An 8,752-nucleotide genomic window follows, 5' to 3' on the forward strand; every position below is an offset into this window, starting at 1 on the left:
GTTCCTGTGTGGATGATGTCAATGGGCTTATACAGACGGTGTTCTCGGGGCTGTCCCGCTGGTCATTGAGGATGTGGCCGACGAGGGTGAGCGGATCGTGGTGCTGGCCCGCACGCCCCGGGACGCTGCGGTCTGCCCGATATGCGGGGCCTCGTCGGGACGGGTGCACGGCTATCACTGGCGGACGGTCGCGGACGTTGCGGGCGACGGGCGACGGGCGACGGGCGACGGGCGACGGGCGGCGGGCGGCGGGCGGCGGGCGGCGGGCGGCGGGTGGTGGTTCGGGTGCGGGTGCGGCGTCTGGTGTGCCCCACGCGCGGCTGCCGCCGTACCTTCCGGGAACAGGTCTCCGGGGTGCTGGAGCGATACCAGCGCCGCACGGCTCGTTTGGACAGGCAGGTCAAAGCCGTGGTCAAGGAGTTGGCGGGCCGGGCAGGGTCGCGTCTGCTGGCGATCTTGGCCATGGGCTTGTCCCGTCACACGGCCCTGCGCGCCCTGCTGCGCATTCCGTTGCCCACGGGGCGGACGCCTCGGGTGATCGGCGTTGACGATTTCGCTCTACGCCGGCGGCACCGCTACGCCACCGTGGTGATCGACGCCGAGACCCATGAGCGGATCGAGGTGCTACCCGACCGCACCGCCGACTCCCTGCAAGCGTGGTTGCGCGCGCATCCCGGCGTCGAGGTCGTGTGCCGAGTTGGCTCGGCGACCTACGCCGAGGCCATCCGCCGCGCCCTGCCCAACGCGGTGCAGGTCGCGGACAACTCATGGCCCACGCCCGCGACGCCGCCGCACCTACGGCAAGTCAGACCCGATCGACGCCCTCGCCGTCGCCCGCGCCGCACTGCGCGAGGACGGCCTGCCCACCGCTCACCTGGACGGATCCAACCGCGAACTACGGCTCCTGGTCGACCACCGCGAAGACCTCATCGCCGAACGCACGCGGGTAATCAACCGGCTCCGCTGGCATCTGCACGAGCTCGACCCCGAATGGGACCCACCGGCTCGATCCCTCGACCGAACCAGCAACCTGGACCGGATCCTGCACCACCTGGCGGAACTGCCCGGGGTCGTTGCCCACCTCGCCACCGCCATCACCCAGCGGTGCCGGAACCTCACCGAAGAGATCAACACCATCGAAGCCGAGATCCGTGACCTGGCCGAGAAGCTAGCGCCAGCCCTCATCGCCATGCCCGGCTGCGGCGCCCTGACCGCCGCAAAGATCCTGGGCGAGACCGCCGGGATCGAACGATTCCACTCCGCGGCCGCCTACGCCGGCACCGCGCCGCTACCGGTGTGGTCATCCAACCAAGCCCGCCACCGACTGGGTCGCATCGGCAACCGCCAGCTCAACGCCGCCCTGCACCGTATCGCCATGACCCAGGCTCGCTGGCACCAGCCCGCCAAGGACCTCATCACACGCCGCAAAGCCGGCGGCGACGGCGGACTCGAAGCCCTCCGCATTCTGAAAAGACGCATATCCGACGTCGTCTACCAGGCACTACGCACCGACTGCACACCAACCGGTTGACAGAGGAGCTATGTACACTCCCCCACTGAGGTGATCTCAGAAAAGAATAGCTGCTAATTCGGTACGACACAGGCGAAGACGCCGAGATTCGTCCGCACTTACTCGCCTCGTAGTCTCACCAGCTCTGCTAGAAACCAGAATTCTACTTCCCTTTCGCTCGAAGGTCAGCAGAATTGGTTGATCCGGGAAGTACGTACTTGCCTCATCCTGGGTTCTAAGCGCATGAATCATGTTGGCTATATAGGCCCACAGTTGATCCACATAGCCCCATTCGGACCTTCCTATAATCTCAACGCCATCGATGTTTAGCTCGACTGTCCCTTCGATGTAGTCGGGGTCGCCAGGAAGCGTTTCCTAGGCTTCTAACTGCTGAAACGCGCCACCCTTGGATCGCAGAAAGGTCCGAATGGTGATCATATTACGATGCCTACTTAACCGGGTAGGACCGGCCGACGCGACAATTGTTTACACCAAGAACATACTCTGTTCCGTTGACCGTTCCGCGGACTTGATGCTGGCCGGTAGTGCCGTTCTGAATCAAGGTGTCCCTGTTCTGTTGCATTTCGCTTCGAATGGCACCCTGCACGTCGTCAACCGACATCTCATGACTAAAGAATGATCCGAATCGATCGCCGTCATCCAGGCTTCACCGCCAACACCGCCGACGCGCGGAAGATCTGCCACGCCCGGCCGTTCTTCTCCCCCGCCACCAACGTCAGCCCGATCGCCTTGACCCACTGGCCGACCGTGAGGTCCTTCGGCACCGACGGCTGCGGCACCGACACCCGCAACACCTGCGGGGTCCCACCGTCGGCCGTCAACGCCAGGGGCACCTCCACCAACGGCGCACCCGTAGCGCGGTCCGCCGCGGCAACCCCGTTCTCCTTGTCCTTGAACTGCGGCGTCGCCACAGCGAGCACCAGCAGTCCCCTGCCACCGTCAATCGGCAGTACCAACACGAGCGTTCTCCTTCGTTCGCCCACCACACCCCAAACGACGCAGTTACTAGGCTTCCTAAGCTTCACGTGACAATTGTGATCTAGTCAAGAGGCTTAGCTCAGGAATCTTGGGTAGCCCGTGTAGCTCAATCAGGACAACACGACTACGATCAGTACATGCCGCACGACGCCGACGACCGACGCGCCCTGTTCCAACGGGTCGTCGACGACATCGTCGACCAGATCCGCACCGGCAAACTCGCCCCCGGCGACGTGCTCCCCACCGCCCGGCGTATGGCCGACACCTACAGCGTTGCCTCCATGACCGCCCAACGCGCCCTACGGGAGCTGCAACACCGCGGCCTCACCTACGCCGTCGTCGGCAAAGGCACCTTCGTCCACCCCCAGGCACCCGAACGCATCGGCACCGACGCCGACGGCCGCCCCATCGCCGCGACCACCCAGACACCGGTCATCAGCGACAACCCGGCACTCAACCGGCGCCTCGCCCTCTACCTACTCGAACGCGACCGCATCAGCGGCAAGATCGTCGACGCGTTCACGCGCAAGGACACCGCCGCAGCCTGGCAAGCCACCGAAGAACTCGCCACCCTCCAACAAGCACACACCGACCTCACCGACGACCTCGCCGCCTACGAAGCTAACCTCGGACGAGCCGCCGGCACCACCAGCAGCGCCCCTACCGCCGATCGGCCGACGAATCGAGGCCATGGCCCCAAGGCGTAGCCCAGCAGCCCCGCCACAGACGGAGCCACTGGGCTAAAAATCGCTTCACCAGATCAAGACGGCCCGGCCTGCCGGCCGGCCCCGCGTGCACGCGCCCACGCGAAGGGCGACCCTAACGGCCAACTCAGCCAGCCATCGGCGCCGCGAGGAGCAGCCTCCGGGGACACCAGGCCGTGACGATCGCTTCACCGGGCAAGCGCCGCGACACCTCCCGGCGATCGCCGCTCCGACGCTACGCGCCGCGCCACCGGACAGACCTCACGCACTGTCACGATCAGGTAGTTTACATTTATCTATTTCCATACCTGCTAACTATCTGACAGCAACCGTGACAGCAACCCAGGCAAACAACCACACCTACCTGCGCACAACGGGGCGAGATCGATACTTTCGGTATTGAAGCGATTAGGCTGATCGAATCGAAATCGTGGGCCCATAATCCTCTGATGCATCGGCTACGGAGACGACGAATTCTCGGGTGGGGAATGCGGATTTGAGCGCCGCGCGCCACATCGCCGCAATGCGCGGGGTCAGCTCGGCCAACACGGCGTATTCAGCTTCTGACTTCGGTGCAAACACGTCCCACAAATGAACGTGGTTAACAACACCCTCGACTGCGCTCTTATCTCCCTTGAGTTCATCGAACCACACATCGACTCCGCGCTGCTCGAAGAGAAAGCTCAAGAAGACGCCATTGCGATACTCGGTGAACTCGGGCCAGAAGAGCATCGACATGGCGGCAGCCTCGCCCACGGTCGCCGTGGACTGCAGAAAGGTTCTTGGATCGAACTCCTCGCTAGCCCTGATCCAGCCCTCTAGCTGGGGAAGCTTGTTAAGATCCACGGCTTGCCTGCCTCTCTCTACTCTTCTGGCCCTGGCATCGTCCCACCTGCGTTTATTAGCACCTGATGCGCGGAAGATCCCCCGGGCCAGCCGGTGTCGCAATCTTGCTTTGCTGCGGGAAGACCCGCCCATCAGGAGTCACGTTCCGGCTGAACTCCTGGACGTGAGGTGTCGGCACTCCGCCATGTGCGGCACCAACCAAATCAACTCGCCGCAAGATAACGCCATCCGCATCGTATACGGCGTAGTTGCTAATGACCCCATTCTGAGTGCGGTAAAGAATTCCGTTCGCTGGTCCGCCTGCGTCAAGCGCGCCACCCACCGGGAATCGACCCCCCTGCCAAGGGGTCGCCTTACTGAGGTCAATGCCGCCGTTGTCGTTGTGGACCAGCACCGGTGTGTTGCCGGCTATCACATAGTACGTGTGGGTGCGATGGACGGTGAGATTGTGCATCGTCCGGTGGCCCGGGAATGAGTGAACCTCAACGACGCGCGCGCTGTCGTTTTCAGTGGTATGTAGGACGGTGCCAGGAGTGAGTTCGGCAGCATCCGTCCAGCGTTGGAGGTCTGGTGTCCAGAAGGGGTGTGCAGGGGTGGTTTCTAGAACGGCAAGCTCACCTGATGCTTGCTGGATTGTCAGGTTGGTTAGCTCGGTGTCGGTATTGACAATTAAGTTGGTAACTGGCTGGGCGTGATTTTTGCCGGTTAGCGTGTCGGTGGCTAGTACTTGATCGCCTACGCGGATGTCGGCGATGGCTTTGCTTGTGCCGTCGGCCAGCAGGACCGGGGTGGCTGGAGCGAAGCTGTTGCTGTCAGTCAAACACGATGTCAAGCCCTTGAGTTTCGCAGAGGCGAGTGTGGTCAGGGAGATTTGCAACTCGGCTTGCTTGGCGGCGCGGCTGATGGTATAGAGTTGTTTGGCGGCTTGGAAGCCGATGCTGACCAGCTTTGCGGCTCCGGCGAAGGCCAGGGCTTCTGCTGCCAGGACGCCCAGGTTCAGGAGGGTTTCGGCTAGGTCCTGGTCACCGTTTATGTATTGGTGGATGTTGTATCCGGCTGCGCCGATGCCATATAGGGTGCCGGCTACCACGCCGCAGACGACCGTCGCTAGGCAGCCGATCGCGAGGGCCCCAACTGCTGGGACCAGGGTGGCGGTGACCCCATTAAGGATATCGGTAATAACGGTCAGGATCTGGTCACCCTTGAAATCAGGGGACAGCACCGAGGCAAGGCAGTTCTTTTGATATATACTGCCCTCTATGTAAACGCTGCAGTATCCGGAGTTCATGTACGCCCGACGGGCCAACTCGGCCGGGTCGCCGACGGCGTTGCGGGCGCAATTTTCGGCGGCGTCACCCGATTCGCCGGTCAGGAGCTTGTCCCAACCCTCCCCAGCTGAGGTGTATTCAGCAATACATATCGATATATCGCTAGCTAGGTTGGCCTGGTACTTCTTGTATGCCTCCGTCGCTGCGTCGATCGCCTTCTCGGCGCTTTCGCCAGCGGCGATGGCGGAGTCGAACGCAGCTTGCTTGGAGGCTTGCGCTTCCCTGGCGGACTGGACTGCCCATTCATGAGAACGAATCGCCCAAGAAGCAGAGCGGATCGCGCTGCGTGCCGAGCCGACTGCCTGATTAGCCGCCAGCTTGGCGGTCTGGACCGCAGCTTCGGCCTTGGCCACCGACTTATTCGCCTGATCGGCGTACTGCGACGCCTGCGTGGCGTAGTTGGCCGCGGCCTGCGCCGACTCGGTGGCCTGATTCGCGTAGTCCGCCGCGGCTGCCGCGTCGTCGCGAGCTTCGGCCGCGACAGCCTGCGCGTTCATCGCGTCCTGCAGCGCGCTCTGGGCCACCTCGTTGATCCGCTCCACGAGGCTGGCGACAACCGCCAGGTGCGCGGCGGTGCTTTGGTCCCGCTCAGCGGCCGCGTAGCGCCCCTCGGTGAGGAACTTGTGGAGCCCGGGCGGCGGCCCAGTGAGGGCAATCTGTGCGGCAGTCTTGACCTCCGGGCCGCTTTCTGAGGCGGCCATGACCTGGTTGACCTTGATCCGCTGACCGATGGCGACCGCGTTGTACTGGCCGGATGCGATGAACGTGCGCAGTACCTGCCCGTCCCCGTCTTGGAGGGCCTCCTGCGCTTTCTGCATCAGGTGGGTATCGCCGGAGTTCCGCGCCGCGGCCATGATCTGGTTGACCTTGATCCGGTCCTGGATGTATCGCCCGGGGTAGTCCTGCGTAAGCAGGAACTGCGACACCTCCGCGTCACTGCCCTCTAATGCCGCGAGGGCCGCGTCACCCAGCGACGTGTTCTCGCTAATCGCCAGTTCGGCAACCACAATCCGGTCGTCCTGCCCGGCTGCCTCTGTGATGCCAGTCCGAACGAACTCCATGACCTGGGCGTCACTGCCACCCAGCGCGGCCTGCGCGGCTTGCCGCGTCCAGACGCCGGAGGCGTGCATGAGGTTCACTGCGACCTTACGAGCCGCGGTTAACGCGGCTGCGGGATCGGTGGCTGGATCCAGAGCTTCGGCGATCAGCTGGTCGGTTTCCGCGCCCCGTTGCTCGGCCTGCAGCGCGTCCCACTTGGCCGCGGCCTGTGCCTCGTCGTACAGCGCGGCGGCTTCCCGGGCCGTCTCGACACGTTCGTCCTGAAAAACGGTGAGCCGCTCGGTGTCCGCCTCCCGCGCCGCTTCGTACACCTCGATCGCCTGGCTGGCGGTCTCCACTGCCGCCTGTGCCGCTACGCTCGCTGCGTTCGCCGCCTCACTTGAGCGTTGGGCTGCCGTCGCCGCGTCACCGGCATGGTTCGCCGCGTCGATCGCGGCGTCGGCTGCATCTTCGGCATGCTGCGCCGCCCGATTCGCCGCGTCCCGCGCAGCGAAGGCCGCCTGCACCGCCACGTTCAGGTACTTCTGTGCCGCCCTCGCCGCGCGCAGCGCCCGGTCCGCGTCTGCCCGCGCCTGCTTGGCCGCCGCCACCGCCGCCGAGGCGTTCGCGCCGGCGGCGTTGGCATACTGGGCTGCCTCATCGTTGGCCTTGGCTGCCAGCTCCGCCTGTTCCGCCGCCGCCTCGACAGCGTCCACCGCTTCAATACTCGCCTGGATGGCCTGACCAGCCAGATTGGCACTTGTGGCCAGGTCCCGCGTCAGCTTGGCCTTGCTCCGCGCGTCCTGCGCAGCTTCCCGCGCCGCGTCGGCGTCCGATTCATCGATCGCTGCTTGCGCCGCGGCCTTGTACGCCTTCGCCGCCGCCCGATCCGCTTGCACTGCCGCCGATGCCGCACGCTGTGCCGCGGCCGCGGCCGCCCGCGCCGCCCGGTTCGCCGACGCCGCCGCCTGCACCGCCACCTTCGCCGCGGCCGCCGCCTTCTGCGCGGCCACCGCGGCCCGCTTCGCCTGCGCCGCTGCCTCAGCCGTGTCCTGCCTCGCCGCGTCCGTCGCCGCAGCAGCCTCCTGAGCCGACCGACGAGCCGCTTCCGCGGCTTCCTTCGCCCGCGCCGCCTCTTCCGTGGCTCGCTGCGTCTCCTGCTCGGCCAAATCACCTTGCGCCTGTGCCTGCGCCTGCAGCGACGTCAGCGTGTCGGTCTCCTGGTCCCGGGCCGCCGCCACTGACCATCCATAGCCCAGGAACATCTCGAACGCCTCGGGTGTCCCGGCCCTCAGCGCCTTCTCAGCTGCTGCTTTCACCTGCGGCCCACCTGCGGCCATCGCCTGGTTGACCCGAATCCGCTGATCTAACAGCCACCGCGACTGCCAACCTGATTCCAGAAATTCGTGCCATATGGACGGATCCAGCGATTTCAGCGCTTCCTCCGCGCCAGCCTTCACCGTATCCCCACCAGCCGCCATCATCTGGTTCACACGTATCCGCGCATCGATGTTCGACGGCTGTTCCCAGCCCGAGTCCAGAAATGTCTGTATAGCGTAGTGATCACCGTCGTCGGCAGCGGCTAGCGCCTGTTGCGCGGCCCTCCGGAGCGACGGCCCACCTTCAGCGATCACCGCCACCAACGCATCACGCTCGTCCAGCCGCTGCGCCTGCCCCCAACCCTCATCGAGGAACGTTTGTACGTCCTCATCCGAACCGATCAGGGCCCGCTCCGCCGCAGTGCGGACCTGAGAACCCCCGGCCAGCCACGCCTGCACCACTGGCGACCGATCAACAGTAGGAGGTGATAGTTCCTCAGCTCGCGCCGGATTGGCTGGCAGCAAGCTTGCCAGCAGGGACAGAATGACTAGTCCGATAAGTAAGCCTCGGTGCGACGTGCTACGCCACCAAGTCAATTTAGGATTTTCCAAGCCGGTGGAGGCTCTCATGGCCGCTCCGTAGTCAGGTTCGAGGACTTCGAGATCGTCAACATGGCAGTAGTTGGTGGGAGGTCGGGCTACCCGTCAGAGCGCGGGGCTGGGAGCTCAGGTGTCGTGAAAGGTGTGCCGGGCTGACAGCATCGACGTCCTGCGGGCGCGGCTATCCGACCAGTCAGAGCGAACCGTCAGCTGCAGGGAATTCTAGATCATGCCCGAATCTGGCGCAGTTCGGTGACTGTGGAGGGAATCAGCATGTGCTTTAAGGGCGAATCTGAGTAAAATCTGGTGGTGTGTGCGGAGCAAGGGCCCGTGCAAGCCCGACAAGATGAAGCCCGATGGCCGCGGCCTACCTGAACCAAACCAACGTGTCTACTCTCGCTTGGAGAC

General features: G+C 64.5%; 5 protein-coding genes and 1 pseudogene. 3 read left to right on the forward strand and 3 right to left on the reverse strand.

Going from position 1 to position 8,752, the window contains the following annotated elements; all coding sequences use genetic code 11:
* Positions 1 to 8 precede the first annotated feature (8 nt).
* Positions 9 to 762, forward strand: a pseudogene (locus AC1UKG_RS10645) (ISL3 family transposase); the annotation flags it as partial.
* Positions 698 to 1,531, forward strand: a complete 834-nt coding sequence (locus AC1UKG_RS10650; protein WP_482642699.1) for a transposase — start codon at positions 698 to 700, stop codon at positions 1,529 to 1,531. The pseudogene AC1UKG_RS10645 and the gene AC1UKG_RS10650, both read left to right, overlap by 65 nt.
* Positions 1,532 to 2,166: 635 nt before the next feature.
* Here the strand turns inward: AC1UKG_RS10650 and AC1UKG_RS10655 are convergent.
* Entirely contained in the window at positions 2,167 to 2,490 is a 324-nt protein-coding gene (locus AC1UKG_RS10655) for a hypothetical protein (RefSeq protein WP_482642700.1), read from the reverse strand.
* Between the two features lie 156 nt (positions 2,491 to 2,646).
* Here AC1UKG_RS10655 and AC1UKG_RS10660 point away from each other — a divergent pair, with 156 nt between their 5' ends.
* Positions 2,647 to 3,216 carry a GntR family transcriptional regulator gene (locus AC1UKG_RS10660; RefSeq protein WP_482642701.1) on the forward strand — a complete coding sequence of 190 codons (570 nt, stop codon included), beginning with the start codon at positions 2,647 to 2,649 and terminating at the stop codon, positions 3,214 to 3,216.
* Positions 3,217 to 3,621: 405 nt separating this feature from the next.
* Here the strand turns inward: AC1UKG_RS10660 and AC1UKG_RS10665 are convergent, their stop codons facing one another.
* Together AC1UKG_RS10665 and AC1UKG_RS10670 are read right to left on the reverse strand one after the other, a co-directional pair.
* Positions 3,622 to 4,059 carry a hypothetical protein gene (locus AC1UKG_RS10665; RefSeq protein ID WP_482642702.1) on the reverse strand — a complete coding sequence of 146 codons (438 nt, stop codon included), beginning with the start codon at positions 4,057 to 4,059 and terminating at the stop codon, positions 3,622 to 3,624.
* Positions 4,060 to 4,114: 55 nt separating this feature from the next.
* The gene (locus tag AC1UKG_RS10670) at positions 4,115 to 8,206 is read right to left on the reverse strand and encodes a polymorphic toxin-type HINT domain-containing protein (RefSeq protein WP_482643197.1); all 4,092 of its coding nucleotides are present in this window, start codon (positions 8,204 to 8,206) and stop codon (positions 4,115 to 4,117) included.
* Positions 8,207 to 8,752: the final 546 nt, after the last annotated feature.

Source organism: Salinispora sp. CH2A1_6 (genome assembly GCF_056820975.1).